The organism is Variovorax sp. DXTD-1, from assembly GCF_003984625.1.
Lineage (GTDB): Bacteria > Pseudomonadota > Gammaproteobacteria > Burkholderiales > Burkholderiaceae_C > Variovorax.
On record NZ_RWKH01000002.1, the window covers coordinates 141,802 to 160,214 of the forward strand.

Below are 18,413 nucleotides of genomic sequence, written 5' to 3' on the forward strand. Positions count from 1 at the left end.
CGCGTCCGTTGACCGGCGTGCATGGGGGCAGAGGCGTGGCTGGACAGCGCTCATGGTCGTAGGCCTTCTTGGCGAGGCCACTCCTCGGCCCACTTGGTCATCAAGCGCTCGAACACTCTCGCCATCTCCGGGTCGAGGCCAGCGTAGAGCTTCGGCACGAACTCTTTGAGGTAGCGCTCGCGACAGTCTGGGAAGTTCTTCAGATAGAACGGCAGGTGGTTGCAGTCAATGATGTCTTCGACGACATTCTTGCGCATCGATGCGCCCCGCTTCAACCGGGACTGGTTTTCGAGCAGCCAGCGCTTGAACGAGCCAGCCCATTGTTGGCGGATGCTGTCCGCCGTGGTGGTGCGTTTGAACAGAACGAGAGCAGTCCTGCCGTTCTGGTACCACGACCATTCACTATGCACGCTGCACGTCCAGCCGATGCAGCCGGCCATGTGCGCCGCTTCGGCGAACTTCGGCGGAAGGCCGTCATTTCCGACATAGGGCATTGACACCATCGCGCTGCAATATTCCGCCCATTCAGGCTTGACCTTCCTGGTGAGCGGAAGCGACTCGTAGAACTTTCTGCGATGGTCAGAGCCAGGGAAATCCACTTGGCCGCCTCGCTGGTTCTTGAGGCTACGGCCCCACCCCGGTAGGCATGCACCATGGTCAACGCCGATGCTCCAGCGCTTCACCATGTGCCTGTCCTCTGTTTCGCCATGGCCGAGGTCGAAGGCTGAAGAGAATTCGGCAGCGCACCAGGCGCGCAATGCATAGATGCGGTCCCACACGCGGTCAGGAGCCTTCTCAAGTTGGCGCAGCTCGGCAATCGATTCGAGATAGCGTGTGGAAGGGGCCGGGGAGTTCAGGACGGGGCCGAGCGTGAGGTCGTGTTGAACCGGATAACCAAGCTCCACCAAGCGGCGCTTGAGTTCGAGCAGCTCGAACATGTCGAATTCGAGTGCCCGCATCAATGCCGGCGGGTCGGCCTGAAGTGCCGCATGCGTTTTAAAGCCAAGCGAAGTCGCGATGGCTTCGCTCAGGTGCGCGGAACGTACATTGGGGAAGCGCGCCTGCAGCCGGTTCTTTAGGGCTCGCAGTGCGATATCGGGCGCGGGCTCGACAAAAGCGAGAGTACCCGGAATAGGAGATGCGCGAAGACTCGCGCGCGCAGCAGAGGTAGATTGGGCCATGAAGGCACTCCTGTCATAGGTAAGACCAGCGTTCCTCGATTACGCGCCGGCCTCCGACGGAATGCGGATAGGCAAAGCGAATGGGTGACTTTCTTTCCGATTTAACCCGAGGACAGGTTGGGCCGGATGCCGATGTCCAGTATAGGAGAAACTGAGAAAAGAGTCTCCCAAAAGCGCGACTCTTGGGGCCCCGTTCACTTCGCCCTCGACCTGGGCCGAAGAACAGCCAAGAGGTGATGGCTAGTTGAAAACAGTCCACCGCGAGAGCTCGTCTAAACTGTGGCCGAGACCTGCGGGCAAACTCATGAAAGAGGGCATGAGCATCGAACTACAGATTCAAGGACAAGGCTTGGCCGTCGAGCAAAGGCCAATTGATCCAGTTTCGACACTGCAGCGCGAGGTCCAGCGCAAACTCGGGCGCTGTCTGATCCGTCTTCAGCAGTACGAACGCTTGATGAAGGCGTTGGCCATTGATTTCGAGATCGCCGGCCCCTCCGATGAACTGATGGCCATCCGACAGAAGCGCGGTGAGGTCGTCTCGCGCATGACGCTCGGACAGTTGGTCGCCGAACTGACCGGGACTTACCTGCAGCCGGAGCCGCCCGATACGGTCGAGCCCGAGTGGGGCCCAGCCGACTCCCAGCGTATCTGGTTTCGCATGCAGACACGGATGGCACTACAGCCGGAAGACTACGAACGCGTCGTGGCGGGACTGAAAGAACTCGTCGCGCTGCGCAACGAGCTCGTGCATCACTTCCTCGAACGATTCGACATCTGGTCTGAAGCTGGGTGCCATCACGCGGACGCGTACCTCGACGCTGGGATGGCGAAGGTCGACAGCCACTACGCCGAGTTGCGCCAATGGGCGATCACCATGGATCAAGCTCGCAGCGCAATGGGAGCATTCATGGCAAGCCCCGCATATACCGACTTGCTGTTTGATGGCATCCGCCCGGACGGGACTGTCGACTGGCCGACCTGCGGCATCGTGCGGCACTTGCGCACGGCCGAAACGGTGCTGGCCGTCGACGGGTGGGCAGACCTCGGCCAGGTCATAGAGCGAATGAACCTCATGCATCCTGAGCAGGCACTCAAGCGCTATGGCTGTACGACGTGGCGGCAGGTGCTGCACGAATCCAAGCAGTTCAAAATCCGCCGTGACCAAGGCTCAGCAGAGCGCCCAGGCCGCACGGAATTCCAGAGCCTCACGAAGCCACTACAGTCCAGCGATATCAACTGATCATCTGGCGCGGATGCCAACGCCAGCTATGTCCGACCGTCTGATCCAAAGAAATCAAAGCCTGAAGCGGGCCTTGTGACGGGTTGGTCCAATGCCAGAAAGGCAGGATTGTCCGCGCAAAACCATATGGATCTGGCGTTTGATGGTGGTCATCGCAGTTCCCGATGCTCATCGCCAGCATACGCACGGCTGGCGATGACAGTGGATCGTCGGCCTCACGCCGCGCGGCGACCGTGTAGCGAACGATCTTCAGAACCTGCTCGTCGACATCGGTTCCGACACGCGGCAACGGCTCCAATGGCGTCGATTCGCTCATTGCGAAAATCCTGTGCGATGTATTCGAGGAGGGTGATGCAGGTAGGGTTCAGGCTCCCCTACCTGCCCTACGAGGCCCCTATCTTGCCTGCCAAGCTTGCCGCATAGGCAAACAGGCGGCCTTTGGCCTTCCGGGGTTTGCAGTAGCCGTAACACGCGTCGTACAAGATCGAGAGCGGCACCAGCGCCGTCAACAACTCCTGCTCCGTCGCATCCGCAGGAAATTCCTTGAAGATGGAAATGTGGTTCTCATCGTCGCTTTCGACTTCAGCGTAGCGGCTCAGACATTCGAAAGCCGCGCCAGCGCGCTCCCCTTTTGATTGCGCCACACCAGTAGCGGTCGTTACTTGCAGGCCCGGCACCTCCAGCAGGCGTTCGACCAACCGCCGATGATCGGCCACCAAGTGGAGCAATGCTAATCGCTCTCGCCGGCCCCATGCCGAAAACTCAATCGTCAGATGCGAATTTGAGCGAACAGGCTCACGCCCCGGAAAGGCCTGCGGATAGCCTCGGCAGAACATCAAACTCAATTCAATGCCGCAGGCATCTGGCCCAGTCGGATTGGCGGGCCTCGGAATAGGGCTACCGATCTTCACGAAATAGTCATCGGGTGGACGCAGCCTGTATTCACCCATGACAACAAGCCGCGCTGTCGACAACAGCAACTCTTGAACTGACTCTTTGAGCAAACGTGCAGGAATAACGGGCTTTGCAGCAGCAAACAAGCTGCCACCTACATCGGCCATGCCCTGCCACAGATGCAAATTCTTTATTTGATCATTGGCTGGATCATCAAAGATATGGATCGACCCATCGCCCGCATGGTCAGTTGATCGATCGCTTTGAGCATCAAGCGCTCGCGGATGAGCCTCTAATTCATTCAATATCGATGCGACAAGCACTTAAGACTCCCTTTGGATCGAAATAGATAGGACAGATGATCACGAAGATCGACCGAAAAATAGAACAACGCTGATGCAAATAGATAAAATCAGGCCAAATTCCTTTGGCCAATCATCGATCCATCACTCTCTGAGGACAATCGATCCTCATGCTCGGCTACCACCTGACAGTCTTGATCCTACAACTGCCAAACGACAACCGACAGAACCTCCACAACACACGCAATCAAGATGAAACTGATCTATCTGATGAATAACTGAGAGCACCGAGGAAACACTGAAAATGGGTCAAAAACACAGAGATTCTGGGCATTCGAGACACACCACAGCACCTCGTCTACCGTTGATCTGATCCCCCTTTCCTCCCTCTCACCCCGATGTAGAGGTATGTAGGCAGTGTAGGCAACTTGGAGGTGTTGGGGCAGCCTAGGCTAGGGTTGTATGCTTTTTAAAGAATTACAAAAAAAGCCTACACTGCCTACACACCACACGGGTTCCCCCACCTCTCCTCGGGAAAGGGAGGCAGACGCAATCAGAAGAGCACATACATCATCACCCCTATCGTAAAAAACGACTCTATAAAAACTTCCGTTTTATCGATCCTAGCGCACGACTTCTCTCAAGTAGCGCTTTCCCAATCTCAACAATCAACAATGAAAAAAGACACCAGCCTTGAAACCTCGGTTAATCAAAAGAAGGTTTCGGCCGCCAAAAATATAGACAAAGAGGACAAGGAGAATAAAGAAAAGAAGGCTTCGTCAGATCAGTCAGCCTCAAAAGCCGACGCCAAGGAGGCGGCGCAGAAAAAGATGCGCGATGACTTCAGCCTTCGGCTTGTCAATTTTCACGGCCTGCGGTGCATGAAGATGTGGGTCATTGTGATGATCAGCTTGGGCCGCCTTCCTTTTAGCGATTTGCGCGATTCGTTGAAGGAAAATGACAAGAAATTCAATAACGATTACAAGCGTCGCATTCGATTTTTGAAGGGAAGACTCACCACCCACCCTGAAACTGGCTTGGCGCTTTCGCTCCCCTACTATCCCGGAACTGACGCCGACACCCTTTTGGATAATCGGTACTTGGATGTTGTCAGTGCTTTTGAAGTGCTGCGCGAAAAATACAAAGAAGATATTCCGGAAGAAGTACATGAACTGGAAAAATCGGTCAAGCACATCCCCCTTCCTTCGAGCGCGCATGATGAGATTCCGGAAAACAAGAAAGCCAAGCGCGATCAGGCAAAAACCATTGCGGCTCTGATGAATCAAAACATGCAGACGCTTTTTGTTCAACTGGTGGTCGATAAGTATGGAACCCTGACCGCCAAGACGATGGGTGGCATTGCCGACGTGATGGCCAAGGACCTCAAGGTGACCGGTCTGAAATTGGATGCGATCAAAACACAGCTGCGACTGGCGCTGAGCGGCGACTACGAATAAAACCAAGCATATTGAAGCGTTGCTGTCAAACGGAGCCCAGGAGGCTCCGTTCCTCTTTTTGAGGGCCAGAACTCAGGCTCCGGGTTTCCAGCACTTTGCTGGTTTTCAAAACCCAAGGAACCCCAATGGCATTGCCCTACCCAACGACGTCGCCGCACGCGATGTCCTCTCCCCAGACGCTGCTGCAGGCGATGTCGCCTGCGCAAGACTTGCAGCACGCAATGCAATCTCCCCAGCCCCCGCTTCGCCCGGTGCCGCCACCGATGGCATCGCGCGATGAGCGAGTGATGGACCTCGTCCTCGAAGCAAAGTCTCTAGCCCTCATGCGCCGACCCAAGGTCCTGGCCCTCACCGGCTGGAGCAAGTCCACCCTCGCAAATCGCGTGGATGCGGGCGACTTCCCCGCCCCCGTTCCTAGCGGCCCGCGCACGGTCGGCTGGGTCGAGGCCGAGGTTATCGCTTGGCTCGAAGCCCGCATCCGTGAGCGTGATGCCCGCATCGAAAAGCAAAAGGCCTTCGACCAGAACACTCAAGGCATGCGAGGTGCGCACGCATGAGCCGAGCATCCCGTCACAAAGTGCTGCTCGATCCCGAAGTCAAGGGCTCGCGCAGCAAGTTCAAGCAGTTCTTCCATGGCAAGGACCCGGCGCACTACGCAGTCTTCGACAAGGGCGAGGTCAAGACCGCACAGACGCACTACGGTCGATTGACCAAGGAGTTCGACAAGCACATCGTCGAAGCCAACGCCGATGGACTGAGCGTGTGCATGGCGATCAACAGCAGCCGCAAGGGCAAGCGCGTCAAGGACAACTTCTTCAAGGTCAACGCCGTCTTCATCGACAAAGACAAGGGCGACCTGACGAGGAAGGATCTGCTTGCCCTCCGCGTGCCGCCGCATTTGATTGTGCGCAGCTCGAAGAACAAGTTCCATGCGTACTGGCTGGTTGCCGATTGCCCAGTTTGGGCCTTCCCCTTCGTGCAGAAGGCCCTGGCCGCGCGCTTCGGCACCGACATCAGTGTGAGCGACATTGGCCGTGCCATGCGCATGGCGGGAACATTCAACCCGAAGTACCCCGACACGAAGCCAGCGGAGATCGTGTACATGGCGAAGAATCCCAAGCCGCTGGCGCTGCGGACACTCATCGACGGATTGGGTCTGAAGCTTGACGCCGAGACGTTGAAGAAGTTGGGCGCAATGAAAGCGAACGCGGCCAACGAAGATACGCCGCCTTCCGCGACCAGCATCCCCCTGGCGCCACCGCCCGATGCCAGCGTCCGGCACAAGCTGGAACGCGAACGCATCGTCGCTGCGTTGGCCGTAATCCCGGCTGACGACCGCAATACCTGGATGCGTGTCGGCATGGCCCTGCATAGCTGGGACGCCTTGGAAGCCGGATTCCCTGTCTGGGACGACTGGTCCCGCAAGTCGACCAAGCACGATCCCGAAACCCAGCGCAGCACCTGGAAGGCCTTCAAGCTGGGTGGCGGCGTGACGCTGGGCACGCTGTTCCATCTTGCGAAGCTGGAACAAGAACAAGCGCCCGACGAGAAGCGCGGCTTCGACGAAGCGTCGCTGGCCGAGCAGTTCTGCCAGTTGCACAGTGACACGCTGCGCTACGACCCCAAGGCGGTCCAATGGTTTGCGTTCGACGGCACGATCTGGGAGCCGAGTACACACCGCCCCCAGATGGCGGCGCGCGAAATGGTGGCAACGCTGAAGCTGGCGCGCGGCGGCGGCCTGGCCGACGGGCTGCGCAGTTTCGGCACGGCCACCGGGCTGAGAGCCATCGTGAAGCACGCAGAGCTGCTACCGGGCATGCTCATCGACGCCAGCACCTTCGACAGCAACCCCGACCTGCTGGCTGTCAAGGATGGCGTGGTCAACCTGCACACTGGCCACTGGCGTGCGGCCACTCCCGCCGATGGCATGTCGTTCCGCGCCCCGGTGGCCTACGACCCGACGGCCACCTGCCCGCTGTGGGACGGGTTCATCCGGGGAGTGGTTTGCGATGACAAGGAATTCGCGCGGTACTTGCGGCGCCTTCTGGGCTATTCACTGTTCGGGCACGCGAAAGAACAGATCTTCTTCTTGGTGATCGGCCCGGGCGGCAACGGCAAGGGCGTGCTGATGCGCACGATCAAGGCGGTGCTGGACCAGTACGCGCACGCGATCGCGCCGAACGTGCTGTCGCGGGCGTACTCGGGCAACCCCAATTCGCCGAGCCCGGCGCTGGCGCCGCTGCAACGGGCACGGTTCGTGGCGTGCACGGAGTTGTCCGGTGGTGGTCTGGACGAGGCCTTCGTGAAGCAATTCGCGGGTGGCGACCAGTTGTCGGCTCGCCCCAACTACGGCGAGCTGGTGACGTTCACCCCTCCCGGCAAGTTGTGGCTGTCGACGAACAAGATGCCCGAAATTGAGGCCGGTGACCAGGCGATGTGGCGCCGCCTGGTGCCGTTGCCGTTCACGGCCAACTTCCGCGGCAAGAACGCCGACACCGACTTGGAGGCCAAGCTGGAGAAAGAGCACCCGGGCATCCTGATATGGCTGCTGCGCGGTGCCGCCGAGTACGCACGCGAAGGCTTGGGCGAATGCAAGGCCGTGCGCGATTGCCGCAAGACCCTGAAGGCCAGCGCTGACTCAGTGCAGGCGTGGATCGACGAATGCTGCCGGTCCGATGCCGATGGCCGCATTCGCGCCGGTGATGCTTACGACAGCTACGCCCGGTACACCCGGGGGGCCAAGCACAAGCCGCTTTCGAACAAGGAGTTTCCGCAGCGCATGGAGAAGAAGGATTTCGCACACAAGCGCCGCAGCAGCGGCAGCTTCTTCGAGGGCCTTCGCCTCGTGACCCCGATCCCGGGCCGACAGAACGGCTAAGGAGCAGGTAAACATGCCCCGCTCGGTTGGTGCAATGCCGACCAGGGCGGGGGCCGGCCCTATTCCATCCCCGACCATCGACATCGCACAGCCCCTCGGTAGGCCGCGCAATGGCCTGCGCAACCCCATGCCTGTCGCAGATCTCGCGGCTGAATCCTCTAAGTTCTTCTCGAGTATTCTTCGCAGGAAGCAGGACGCCGATTGGCGCTCATGCCATGTCTATTTGAGCTCGACGCCAATATAGCCCGCGACCAACGGAGGAAGTACCTTCCCCGCAGTTTCTAGCGAGGTCGTCCAAAGCCCTGACGCCACCTTCAAAACCGCAGCGCCCAGCCACTGCTTAACTTTCGGACCGAGGCCGGAATTCGGCGCAGCACCCTCTGCGGAATCTTGTGTGATGGCCTCGTGCAACTTCGCAATGTCGCTTACCGGTACACCATGAGAGACCAGTTCCTTGTCAAGAGCCGCCTTGTCGCCCTGGCCGATCACAACATGCTGCGATACGTGGTGGCTGGCATTCGCTATTGCCCCCACTGAACCGTAGATCGTCGTGTTGAAGGTCTGCTTCAACTCCTGCGGGGAGGCGAGTTTGGGGTCGGGATTTTCGGCAGACATGAGTTCAGGATGAAGACGTTGCAATTCGAGAGTGAAATCGAGCACGCGGGTTTTCACCGCATCCAGAATTCCCTTCATCGCGCCGACAGAAAGCAGCTTCCATGCTTGAACGCAATGCATGTTCTCATACATGTCTTCACCAAAGAGCGCGATTGCTTCTGAAGGCCACGGCAGGGTCAATGTCGATGATCCCTCTGCGCTCGCGATTGTCGCCTGAATAGAACTTACACCTTGCGAGATCGTCGCGTATCGAAACTTTTCCCGAAACTTTTCGGGCAGGCAGTGAATGGGAATATCCGCATTTCTCAGCCCACTCCCGAAGGGGCCTGAGAAATGCCCTTTCGACGTGGTGCGAATTCGCCTGTAGTCGGGCAACTCGTCGGAATCGTCATAGCCATTGAGTTCACAACCAACCCAGTCAACCAATTCCGCAGATGCCACTTGTGCCCCGAAGACTTTGCACTGCCGAAGCAGCGTCGCAACATCACAGTCTTTGTCCAGAGTGCTGTCTTGAATACGTTTGAGAAGGCTCATATCGGCAAGTCTACCCGGCGCAAAGCGTCGATTTTTGCAAGTACGGCTATAAACGAGGCATGGCACTGGACGACGAACGAAGCATCGATTCCGACAGTCGGCGGCAGGAGGCCGAAGAAGTCGGTTGCTACGGCCTATTCCGAGGCATTGCGAAGAACCTGCACACGCACGAAGAATGGGCTGCGGAGACGGCCTACAAGGTAGACGGGCCTTTTTACTGTCCGACCTGTTTTTCGGATGCGGTGCTCCGCAAGTGTGCACAGAAGGTAGATCATTTCGCGCACAAGGCACGGCTCAGTCCGGTCCTTGGACCAAAAGAGAAAGTGCTTCACGATGCCTGCACCTCGGAGATTTGCAGCCTGATGCAAGCTCGTTTTCCGGAGGGCAAGTGGGCAGTGGAACGTCTCATTCGAGAAAACACAGAACACAAGATCAAAGCACTCGTTCCGGACATCAGTGGCCGCGTCGGAGAAACCCGCGTTGCCATCGAGGTGCAGGTCAGCGCGTTGACCATCCCACGCATCGTTCAACGCACGACCGACTATGCGAAGCGCGGCATTGCGCTGATTTGGATCGTTCCTCTCCATGAGCCGCTTGGCGACGTGCCCTTCAGACCTCGACTGTATGAGCGGTATCTGCACAGCATGTACTTTGGACGGACCTATTACTGGTGGGCCGGTCAGGGCCTCACCGTTAAGCCCGTTCACTACGGGCCCGCCAGTCGGCACATCGAGTACCGACAGTGGTTCGATGATGGTGAAGAACAGTCCGCAGGCGGATTCGATCTAGCGTACAAGATCATCAAGACTCCTACATACGGCCAAGACCTCGACCTGTGCCGCGACTTCTCCGCCGAAGGCCGTGGCTCATTCACTCCAGAAAACGAGCGCAAGGAAGTCCCGGCATGCCGTATCTGGCACGACGGCTTACCGCCCTGGTGGTAGAACAGTCCGTAAGACGCAACCAACAGCCCGCCCCCGCACTCGCACTCGCACTCGCACTCGCAGATGGCCTAGACCGAACATGCTTGAGGCGGGTATTGCGGACGACAGACTGAAGGTCGATTCGCGGGAGGATCAGCCGTATCATGGACCGATGACCACCATCGACCAATCCCTCTCAACTCACACCTATGCTGCCTTGCAGCGCCTCGCTGCGCTCTCATCCAAACTGTGCGAGGCCGTTCAGGGGGCTGAATCGGGGGCACACGATTTAGACGCTCAACCTTTTGTAGTGGCAAATGGCGAGATCCGTGTGCCGGGCGCATCCATCAACTTGGTTACGCGGCAACGGCCAATTTTTTGGAGGCCAAGCAGTCCGGTGCCTTCGGCTCTGGAATGGGTCTTCTATGCGCCCGAAGAACATGAGCCTACCCGCCTGAAGCGTATTGGGCATCTTTATGTGACCCCTTTTGGTGAAGGCCAGATTGAGATCCGCATGGGAGATTCACCTGATGAATCCCGCCAGCTCACCGTGCCAGTTCACCAGGACTTTCTGCAGGACCTCAGAGCTTGGGTGATCTGCCGCCTTCACGAGATTGGTCACTTCGTACCCGGGAAGGCTTAATCAGGCAACGCCATCCAATCGGTCGCGGCGAGCACCCAGGCAGGGGGCCGCAGTTCCGGCAGTTGGTCGGACAGTCGCTCTTGTTGAGTGAGGCAGCGTTCGTACATGTCCATGCGGCCGCAATGCTGCGCATACCGATGAAGCGCGGAGCCAGCCCCACCAAGGCCGATGGCGAATGCGCATAGTCTGGAGGGCGATTGCCCCCAAGCTGGGTTACCACGGTTGGCGTGCAGCGGGTCCTCCCGCCCCACTCCCAGAAATGCCGCAGGTCGCCGGCATAGGGGGCCGGCGCCTGTTGTCAGCCACGGCGTGAGTGACATAGTTACTGAAACGAGCATTGGCCTTCCAGGTTGGTCACCCTGGTTGGTCTGCATCAAGGACTAGTAGGCATTTGAAGGAGAGAACATGGGTCAAGCAAACGGACGCCGCGCGAAGTTCTTTGCGGAACATCCGATGTGCATCTTCTGCGGCGGTGCCGCGCCGGCCGAAACGGAGGAGCACTGCCCTCCGAGATCTCTCTTTAAGGATCGCGCGTGGCCCGAAGGCTTCGTTTTCCCTGCTTGTGTCGCCTGCAACGCAGGTAGTTCGGACGCTGATCTCGTCGCAGCATTTCTTGCGCAATTGAGACACAACAGTGATGTCGTGTCCTCGAGAAGCGAGGGCATCATGCGTCAGCTCCACCGACAGCATCCGGGCCTGATTGGCCGGATGTTGATCCGAAGCCCCATCGAAGCAAGGGCTCGCGCGCGCCGTCTCGGGATTGAGCCCCGCCCAGGCGAGACTCATCTCGATCTGGGGTTGGTCAAAGTCACCGCGGAGATGGAGCATGCAGTCAGCGTCCTGGCAAGCAAGCTGACCAAGGCCGTTTTCTATGTCCATACGGGTCGTATCTTTCCGGCAGTTGGTTCAATAAACCTTCACTGGTTCACGAATGCAGAACTGCTGGACCCCGCGCATCGGCAATCGGTCGCGGCGACGGCCGGACTTGCCACTCTCAGGCCACCCGTGACCCGTGGTGGAAAGGACTTGCGGGATCAATTCGACTACAGCTATGGAGTCGATACGAAGGAAGAGCTATTACTCTTGCATGTTGGGTTCGGCGATACCTTTGGCTTTGTTTCGCTTGCAGGCTGCGTCCCAGGACAGCTTGACGAGATGAGCGAACGCATTGATGCGCGACTGCTCAAAGAAACGGGTGCGATTCCACGTTCTCCTTTCAAGCGCCTAACTGCTGACTTGGGTCAGGGTGGCACAGCCCAGAGCGCTTCATCATCGAATTCTGTGGAAGAGAGCCACGCCCATTGGGAGTTCCCGACCTCCGAAGCGCACACGCGACCGCCAATCTAGGCAGCTTTCTGCAATTCTTTTTCACGGGTGCAATGCCGGGCGCAGTCATTTATCCCGCTCGTCTCGTGCCATTCATCGCGGTACGCTTCATCCGCGTGGCGGGCGTCGGTTGGTGTTGGGCGCCAGCCATGGCAGATGTCCGTGACCTTTTCGAGGAGGGTCTACCGGAGACGGGTGCGTGATCGCGGCATGCTCACCACCAGCGTCAGATACCCGGTCTGGTCTTCCCCGGTGGGTCGGCTGCGAAGGCGGATGGTCAGGTGCGAGGCCCCTCCCCCCAATGCTTCGCTCAAGCTGCGCCCCAAGCCGCGCACCATGCGCACCGTGAGCTGGTACTCGGACGGTGCCCACACCACGAGGACGGCGCCCAGCGCGTCTTCCAGCCACACGCCCCGGTGCTGGAGCTCTTCCAGAATCTCCACCATGGCGGCATCCAACTGCGTCGGCTTGTCCAGCGGCTGCGTGAAGAGTTCCAGCCGCACCTGGCCGAAGTCCAAGGTTTCGACGACATCGCTGTGGTCCCAGGCCGCTTCCATGATCGACAGGCCCGCCAGCACCGAGCGCTGCAGCCCCACATAGAACCACTGCAGCGGTGCCAGCTCGACCGGGTCGCCCGGATCCGAGATGTCGATGCGCGCGTCGATCGAATCGCACAGGATGCCGAGGATCGAATCGCAGTCCGGCGGCGGACGTTGGTGCGCCCCAACCACCACACCGATGACGTACGCCTCCTGCGCCCAGAGGCGCCAGACCAGCAGCATCGCCGCTTCGATCTCCACCGAGGTGACGTCGAGCCCGAAGGCCAGGCACAGGATTCGGGTGTCCGCCAGCTCCATTTCGGCAACGGCCGCATCCACCGCCTCGCCAACCTCGACCTCGAGCACGCAAGGCGGCTGGTTCAGCAGATCGGCCAGCGGCGTGTGCGGCGGCGCATCGATGTGGGTGTGAAAGCGTTGGACAAAGTGCCGGCCCGAGGCGCCAATGCCGATCAAGCGGACAGCAGCGGTCGGCCCGCTGTCGGCGGGCGTGTGTAGAACATTCATGGGAATTACCTGTGACGCCGCACGCATGTGAGCGGCGACGATGAAACGAAGACGGAAAAGCAAAAGCGCCGCACCAGCCTCTCGGCCAGCACGGCGCCTTCGCAAAGGGCGTTGTCAGTAGCGCGTTGTCGCTACTGCATGAAGCTCAGCACGCGCTGTCCAGGCCGTCGGCCGCGAAGTTCTTGCCTTCGGTGCGCGTCAGGTCGCGCAGGCACACCGGCGTCTTGCTGCTGATCGCCTTGTCGAGCAGCGCATAGTCCATGCGCCGCATCATGCTGGCCTGCATCCAGACGACGTTGCCTTTGCCGGTGTGCAGGCACACGGCCTCCTCGCCGCAGGGCTCGTACTTGGTGATGAGCGACATGAGGCTCTCGGGACCGGAACTCGGGGCCGGAGCTGGCGCACGAGGTGCGGTTGCCGGCGCAGCGCCCGAGCCTGCTGCTGCGGCGGCCGCTGCCTCCTCCTTCTTGGTCTGCGCCACCAGGGCGCCCCAGTCCGAGTTCTCCGTGCCCGGCAGGCAGTCCACCGCCTCGCCCTTGTCGTTGCGGAAGGTCGAGTAGCCCTTGGCGGTGAACACAGCGGGGTCCTGCGTCTTCTGGACGCCCACCAGGCAGACGGGCTGGTTGACCCGGTATGCGACGTCGAGCGCATTCATGCCGCGGGCGTCGACCTTGCTGGCGTCGAGCTGGTAGTGAACGGCGTCCGTCTCGTTCACGTTGTCGCGGCCGCGGAAGCACACCAAGCCCCGTTCGTGGCAGCGGCCCGCCGCGTTGTCCGGCTGCCGCCAATCCAGGATGTAGACCACCTTGCGCCACTTGCCGCTGGCGGAGAGGCGGTCGACCTCGGCCTGCTTCTTGGCGTTTGCCTCGGTCTCCTTGGCTTGGCGCTTGGCCTGCTCCTTGGCGAAGGCATCCGCGAGGACGATGACGCGCATGTACGGCACGGTGCCGGACACGTTGACGTTCGTCGTGACGTAGAAGTTGGACTTGCCCTCCTCCTTTTGCACCTGGTAGGTCAACGACTTGCGGATCGGGTCCGGCGAGGCTTGGGGGCCCTGGTTCCAGGCCTGGAACTGCGCCACCTCGGCCTTGGCCTTCTGCAGCGGCGTGCCCTGCGGGTTGGTCAGCGCGGCGAAGGGGTTGAGCGAGTCGAGCACGCCCACGAGGGGGCTGGTGATGGCGGCCATGTACTGGTTCATGGCCTTCACCTTGTCGGCGGAGGCCTGCACCGTGAAGGTGACCTTGCAGCTGCGGACCTTGAGCTTCTCGTCATAGGCAGTGACGGTGGGCGTCTCCAGCGCGATGGTGGCGATGTCCTTGCTCTGGACCTGCAGGTCCTTGAGGTGGTCGTCGTGCGCTTGGGCGACAAGGTCGCGGATCGAGCTGGTGACCTCTGCGTCGTTGCAGGGTGGGGCCTCCGGGCCGCAGCCCGCGAGCACCGAAGCAAGCAGCGCGCCGGTCCAGGACCAGCGGCGGAAACCTATGCGTATCGCTTTAAACATATCTCTTCTCCTTACTTTCCAAGATCGGATGCTCGTGACGTGCAATCGAGCAGTTTCAATGTTGTGTTTAGGTATCTTTTTTGGACAAGCCGGCTTTCGCACACCGTCCAATCGGAGGCCTTCCAGAACTTTCTAATGATATTCAAACACCGTGGTTTCAAACACGTCTTTTTCCAACCATCGGTTGGATGCCAGCTTCGCCCTCCAAAAATTCCCCGCGCTCTACCCTTCGCTCGATATTTGCCAAGAACGTGCGCATGGCACGCATCGCTGCTGAGTTGTCTCAGGAAAAGCTTGCCTTCGAGTGCGGACTGGACCGGACTTTCATTGGAAGCCTCGAACAAGGGATCAGGAATATCTCCGTCGACAACATCGCATTGATTGCGGAGGCGCTGAAGATCCCGGCTCACGAGTTGCTTCATCCAAAGTTGGCGGAGCAGCGCGGGTTTGACACAACGCTCATGAGAGCGCCAAGATCCCCGGTCCGCCCCTCGCCCACTTCGCGTCGGCGGAAGGCCAAGTGATTCCTTGCGCTGTTTGGTTTGGCTGGCCATAGTCAGTACTCCTCGGGGAGCAGCAGGGTCGTAACGCTGCGATCTGCTTCGGTGATCAGCCAGATGCGGTTGTCGTGGTCATCGGCTTCCTGCGATGGCTGTACTGGTGCCGCACCCTTTTCGACCGCCGCTTGCAGCGGCAATCGGTAGACCGAGAGCACACGCAAGCCGTGCTCAAGCGCGTCTTCGTTGGTGATGACGTCTTCGGGATCGATCTCGCCCCAGTCGCCGGTGACATGCTTGGCCAGCAGCACGAACGGGTTGCTGTTGGTGGCGTGCATGAGCGCCAGGGCGCCCGGTGTTGCGACAACGCGGCCCAGCGCAAAGCGTGGTGTGCTGTCAGGCTTGAGGAAGGTGCTCAGAAAGTCTTTCACTTGAAATCTCCAATCGGAAGGAAGCGCCCATGCGGCGGCCGCACCGGGCCCCGAGGGCAAGGTGCAGCAGTCGAAAAAGCGCGGGGGATGAAACGAAAACGGCCACCAAGGCCAGCGGCAACTGCGCTGGCTTGGCGGCCATCAGGGATTACAGGCGGCGGTGCGCCTGCACACGGGCAGGGTCTTGCCTAGCTTGCGCCGGCGATTTCTACCCGTGGGTATATTGTAGCATAAAAACAACAATTATGGTCGCTCGGCGCGCTTGTGAAGCCCGCCTACAAGCTGAAGAAGCCAAGGCACGGATCACTTCGAAAACACTTCGCCTGCTTGTCCCTCGACGTACGCCGCCCAGTCTTCCATCAGCTGCCGGCGCTTCTCCACCATATCGCTGCGGGCGTAGGCGCGCACCGTCTGATCCCCCACCAAGTGCGCCAGCGCGAACTCCAGCATCTCGGCGGGGTACTGCGTGTGGTCCATGCCCCAGGTGCGGAACGTCGCTCGAAAGCCGTGCATGGTGTACGGCAGTTCCAGGCGGCGCAGCAACTGCGTGAACACCATGTCGCTGTACGTCTTGCCGCGCGGCGAAGGAAACACCAGATCAACGGCGTCCGCATTACTCGCAACCACGGGGCCTTCTGCGGCCCGCTCGGCCTGTAGGGCGCGCGCCGCCCGCAGCACCTCGGTGGCTCGGCTCGACAACGGCACGCGATGCTCGCGCCCGGCCTTCATACGCTCCGCCGGGATCGTCCAGTTGCTGAGCGACGCATCGAACTCCGACCAGCGCGCGCCGCGTATCTCGCCCGAGCGCGTAGCCGTCAAAACGCCGAACTCGAACGCCAACTGGACCGTGGCGGTGGCCGTGCTGGCCTGGACCTGGGCCAGCAGAGCACCGATCTGCGGGTGCGGGCAGGACGGGTGATGCTCAACCTTGCGGGCCTTCTCGTTGGCGCCCAGTGCGATCCTGACCTGCTCCCAGAACTCGCCATCCACTCCGCGGCAGTAATCCTTGGCCGCACCAAAATTCATCACCTTTCGAATTCGCTGCAAGACACGGTCTGCCGTTTCCGCTTTTTCCCTCCAAATCGGCTTCAGCGCCTTGAGAATTTCCAGCTTACCGATTTCTCGAACTGGAAGCTGACCGAAATGCGGGAAAGCGTAGGTTTTCAGCGTATTGATCCACTGGTCCTTGTGCTTGGCGTTTTTCCAATCTTCGGCATGCTCGCTGTGGTATTCCACGGCGCAGTCCTTGAAGGTCACGCTAGCCTGTTCCAATTGGATGGCTGCAGCTTTCAATTCGATTTTCTTTTGTTCGCGATGCTGAATAGGATCAATGCCCTCGGCGATCTGAATTCGATGTTCCTGAGCGCGTTCACGGGCGCGCGCTAGGCTGACGTCAGCCAGGGAGCCGAGCCCCATGTCGCGGGTGCTGCCAAGGAAGGTGTAGCGCAAGATCCAGGCTTGGCTGCCCCCTGGGGCCACCCGCAGGTACAGGCCCCGGCCGTCGAGGTGGTAGCCGGGTTTTTTAGCTTTGGTTCGGATGCTGGTGATGGTTAAAAGATGGTGTCGCGTCATGTTTTTGGGCGTAGCTGTGCCTTGTTGGGCGCCGGCTTTTTACGGTGCAATTGGGTAGAGCAATTTTACCAAAAACAGCCCTCAAAATCTGCCTATGCTTTTGCCCATTCTTTGAGCTGGCTGCCAATAACCGGGTTAACCTTTGTTGGGCGTCGAGTTTTTTGCAAGTGCTTGCGGCCAAAGGTTTTTTGCACCTTGTTAGTTGCTATTGGGCGGCATTGTTTATATAATATGGCGGCCGCCTGCTCCGCCAGAGATTGATTGTTCGTAACCGTTCACGAACGTGCAGAGAAAGAAGAAAGCCCGAGTTGCCCCAAGGCACCTCGGGCTTTTTTATGGGCGCCGTTGTGCTCCAGCAACGGGCCCGGCGCCGCCAACCGAGGTCGTCTGGCGGTACCATCCAAAGGTCTTACTTTTCACGCCTGCCAAAGGAGCCCGGATGGCCGGACAGCAACAAACTTCATCGCGTGGCGACACGTCACTCGAACAGACATTGGAGAAGACCGAAGCGGTTGCCGCGGACGTGCAGCGGGCATCGGACAACCTTGCGGTCGTGAACACGGTCCTCGAACAAGGGCTGCCTGAAGAGGTACAGGTGGGCGACGTGGCCCAGGCCATCGAGCACACCAGCCAGCTCGAGGAAAAGCTGGCCAAGTCGGCGGAAACACTGGCCGAGGTCAACGCGGCCTTGAGCGAAGAAATCGAAAAGCGGCTCGAAGCCACTGCCGAGCGGGACGAAAGCCAGGCCGAGGCGGAAAAACTCAAGGCAAGGATTCGAGCTGGCGCGTCGGACTGACCGTCTTTTCGGTCCGTCCCAGCCGAATGGATTGCGCCTTATCCCTTCTCCTACGCTGCGGACTCATCCGGCACGCTACGCTATTGGTTCTCAAAGCGAAACCACGGCATGGCCCTCATCACGTTCCTCGTAGAGGACAACAAGACCATCAGAGACAACCTGGTTCCGGCCCTCGAGGATCTTGTCAATGGACAGGTCGTCGGGTTTGCTGAAACCGAGTCGGCCGCGCTCGCCTGGCTTGCCGCCCATCCCCATGACTGGCAGCTTCTCATCATCGACCTGTTCCTGAAGGAAGGCTCCGGCCTTGGCGTGCTCTCCGGCTGCAAGACCCGCGGACCCGGCCAACGCGTGGTGGTGCTGAGCAACTACGTCACGGCCGACATTCGCGCCCGCTGCGAGGCATTGGGCGCCGACGCGGTCTTCGACAAATCGCGCGATCTCGACGCCTTCATCGAATACTGCAACACCGACCGGCCCTCGGGCCACGCCGCCCTCACCTGATTACCGGCGTAAGGCGGCCGGCAATAAAAAAGGGCCCGAAGGCCCTTTTTCTTTTTTG

At 59.7% G+C, this 18,413-nt stretch carries 18 protein-coding genes; 10 read left to right on the forward strand and 8 right to left on the reverse strand.

Features of this window, described 5'->3' with window-relative positions; all coding sequences use genetic code 11:
• Nucleotides 1-50 precede the first annotated feature (50 nt).
• On the reverse strand, nucleotides 51-1,181 hold the full coding sequence (locus EJI00_RS02695) for a hypothetical protein (protein WP_126745920.1): 1,131 nt from the start codon (nucleotides 1,179-1,181) through the stop codon (nucleotides 51-53).
• A gap of 316 nt (nucleotides 1,182-1,497) precedes the next feature.
• Here EJI00_RS02695 and EJI00_RS02700 point away from each other — a divergent pair, with 316 nt between their 5' ends.
• The gene (locus EJI00_RS02700) at nucleotides 1,498-2,421 is read left to right on the forward strand and encodes an OST-HTH/LOTUS domain-containing protein (RefSeq protein ID WP_126745921.1); all 924 of its coding nucleotides are present in this window, start codon (nucleotides 1,498-1,500) and stop codon (nucleotides 2,419-2,421) included.
• On the opposite strand, the gene EJI00_RS02705 is transcribed toward EJI00_RS02700, so the two are convergent.
• Entirely contained in the window at nucleotides 2,414-2,737 is a 324-nt protein-coding gene (locus EJI00_RS02705) for a hypothetical protein (RefSeq protein ID WP_126745922.1), read from the reverse strand. The two genes, EJI00_RS02700 and EJI00_RS02705, sit on opposite strands and share 8 nt — an antisense overlap.
• 67 nt (nucleotides 2,738-2,804) lie before the next feature.
• Nucleotides 2,805-3,638, reverse strand: a complete 834-nt coding sequence (locus EJI00_RS02710) for a hypothetical protein (RefSeq protein WP_126745923.1) — start codon at nucleotides 3,636-3,638, stop codon at nucleotides 2,805-2,807.
• Nucleotides 3,639-4,291: 653 nt separating this feature from the next.
• On the opposite strand from EJI00_RS02710, the gene EJI00_RS02715 reads away from it, so the two are divergent.
• From EJI00_RS02715 to EJI00_RS02725, 3 genes are all read left to right on the forward strand, one after another.
• Nucleotides 4,292-5,074, forward strand: coding sequence for a hypothetical protein (locus EJI00_RS02715; RefSeq protein WP_126745924.1), 783 nt, complete (start codon nucleotides 4,292-4,294; stop codon nucleotides 5,072-5,074).
• 125 nt (nucleotides 5,075-5,199) lie between these two features.
• A complete protein-coding gene (locus EJI00_RS25310) occupies nucleotides 5,200-5,631 on the forward strand; it encodes a helix-turn-helix transcriptional regulator (protein WP_260590431.1) in 432 nt (143 codons plus the stop codon).
• Nucleotides 5,628-7,952 (forward strand): phage/plasmid primase, P4 family, encoded by a 2,325-nt coding sequence (locus tag EJI00_RS02725; protein WP_126745925.1) that lies wholly within the window; start codon nucleotides 5,628-5,630, stop codon nucleotides 7,950-7,952. The genes EJI00_RS25310 and EJI00_RS02725 overlap by 4 nt, the downstream gene beginning before the upstream one ends.
• Nucleotides 7,953-8,171: 219 nt before the next feature.
• Here EJI00_RS02725 and EJI00_RS02730 read toward each other — a convergent pair whose 3' ends face one another.
• Nucleotides 8,172-9,101: a hypothetical protein gene (locus EJI00_RS02730; protein WP_126745926.1), complete on the reverse strand. Its 930-nt coding sequence runs from the start codon at nucleotides 9,099-9,101 to the stop codon at nucleotides 8,172-8,174.
• A gap of 59 nt (nucleotides 9,102-9,160) precedes the next feature.
• Between EJI00_RS02730 and EJI00_RS02735 the strand changes: the two genes are divergently transcribed.
• The 3 genes from EJI00_RS02735 to EJI00_RS02745 all read left to right on the forward strand — a co-directional run bounded on the left by EJI00_RS02735 (nucleotide 9,161) and on the right by EJI00_RS02745 (nucleotide 12,014).
• Nucleotides 9,161-10,045: a competence protein CoiA family protein gene (locus EJI00_RS02735; protein WP_126745927.1), complete on the forward strand. Its 885-nt coding sequence runs from the start codon at nucleotides 9,161-9,163 to the stop codon at nucleotides 10,043-10,045.
• Between the two features lie 151 nt (nucleotides 10,046-10,196).
• Nucleotides 10,197-10,667 (forward strand): hypothetical protein, encoded by a 471-nt coding sequence (locus EJI00_RS02740; protein ID WP_126745928.1) that lies wholly within the window; start codon nucleotides 10,197-10,199, stop codon nucleotides 10,665-10,667.
• A gap of 405 nt (nucleotides 10,668-11,072) precedes the next feature.
• Nucleotides 11,073-12,014, forward strand: coding sequence for a hypothetical protein (locus EJI00_RS02745; RefSeq protein ID WP_126745929.1), 942 nt, complete (start codon nucleotides 11,073-11,075; stop codon nucleotides 12,012-12,014).
• A 161-nt stretch (nucleotides 12,015-12,175) separates the two neighbouring features.
• Here the strand turns inward: EJI00_RS02745 and EJI00_RS02750 are convergent, their stop codons facing one another.
• The gene (locus EJI00_RS02750) at nucleotides 12,176-13,057 is read right to left on the reverse strand and encodes a hypothetical protein (protein WP_126745930.1); all 882 of its coding nucleotides are present in this window, start codon (nucleotides 13,055-13,057) and stop codon (nucleotides 12,176-12,178) included.
• 145 nt (nucleotides 13,058-13,202) lie between these two features.
• Nucleotides 13,203-14,558 (reverse strand): hypothetical protein, encoded by a 1,356-nt coding sequence (locus tag EJI00_RS02755; protein WP_126745931.1) that lies wholly within the window; start codon nucleotides 14,556-14,558, stop codon nucleotides 13,203-13,205.
• Nucleotides 14,559-14,815: 257 nt separating this feature from the next.
• On the opposite strand from EJI00_RS02755, the gene EJI00_RS02760 reads away from it, so the two are divergent.
• Nucleotides 14,816-15,082, forward strand: a complete 267-nt coding sequence (locus tag EJI00_RS02760) for a helix-turn-helix domain-containing protein (RefSeq protein WP_409514002.1) — start codon at nucleotides 14,816-14,818, stop codon at nucleotides 15,080-15,082.
• Between the two features lie 32 nt (nucleotides 15,083-15,114).
• Here the strand turns inward: EJI00_RS02760 and EJI00_RS02765 are convergent, their stop codons facing one another.
• Both EJI00_RS02765 and EJI00_RS02770 read right to left on the reverse strand, forming a co-directional pair.
• On the reverse strand, nucleotides 15,115-15,486 hold the full coding sequence (locus EJI00_RS02765; RefSeq protein ID WP_126745933.1) for a type I restriction endonuclease subunit M: 372 nt from the start codon (nucleotides 15,484-15,486) through the stop codon (nucleotides 15,115-15,117).
• Between the two features lie 303 nt (nucleotides 15,487-15,789).
• Nucleotides 15,790-17,058: a tyrosine-type recombinase/integrase gene (locus tag EJI00_RS02770; RefSeq protein ID WP_126745934.1), complete on the reverse strand. Its 1,269-nt coding sequence runs from the start codon at nucleotides 17,056-17,058 to the stop codon at nucleotides 15,790-15,792.
• Nucleotides 17,059-17,497: 439 nt separating this feature from the next.
• Here EJI00_RS02770 and EJI00_RS02775 point away from each other — a divergent pair, with 439 nt between their 5' ends.
• Entirely contained in the window at nucleotides 17,498-17,854 is a 357-nt protein-coding gene (locus EJI00_RS02775) for a hypothetical protein (protein ID WP_126745935.1), read from the forward strand.
• Nucleotides 17,855-17,962: 108 nt separating this feature from the next.
• On the forward strand, nucleotides 17,963-18,355 hold the full coding sequence (locus tag EJI00_RS02780; protein WP_126745936.1) for a response regulator: 393 nt from the start codon (nucleotides 17,963-17,965) through the stop codon (nucleotides 18,353-18,355).
• Nucleotides 18,356-18,413 lie beyond the last annotated feature (58 nt).